The sequence below is a fragment of the Vibrio sp. 1069 genome, assembly GCF_033340555.1.
In genome coordinates, this window is the sequence record NZ_JAWOWP010000930.1 from 1 (window position 1) to 521 (window position 521).

At 46.4% G+C, this 521-nt stretch carries 1 protein-coding gene; it reads right to left on the reverse strand.

Going from position 1 to position 521, the window contains the following annotated elements; translation table 11 throughout:
- Positions 1-466, reverse strand: a 466-nt coding sequence (locus R7040_RS29875) for a YchJ family protein (RefSeq protein WP_318098106.1), incomplete at its 3' end; no start/stop codon positions are given.
- Positions 467-521: the final 55 nt, after the last annotated feature.

Here is a 521-nt window from a genome sequence, read left to right on the forward strand (position 1 = left end):
AAATACATGGATCGTTACGGCCTACTTTTAAGCTGCTGATGGATTGATTAAGTCGCGGATCTTGCTCGGATTCTTCTTCAGGGAAAGTGCCATCAATGTAATACCACAGCCCATCTTCTTTCACGAAGCGTGAACGCTCGCTCAGGCAGTAGCGTTGGCCGTCTTCATTGAAATAGGCGTTGAACTCAACAAAGCCTTCATTTTCATGGCTGCCAGCTTCTGCTTTGACGACTTCCAGTTTGCACCAATCGCTGTCGATCGATTGTGCGATACCTTCACGTTGTTCTTCTGCGTTACAACTTGGGTGATATGTTTTCACAACGTAGTCAACGAGGCCTAGCACATGAGCGCTATAGCGAGAGCGCATTAACTGTTCTGGTGTTTTGACGTCAGCGTGATTGTTGTGCGCAATTTCGCAACACTGTTGGTAGGTACGGTTAGCGCCGCAAGGACAAGAAGAAGCCATAAGATGAAATCTCGTTAGGTAAAGCGATGAAACAAATAATCCCAATAGAGTGGGA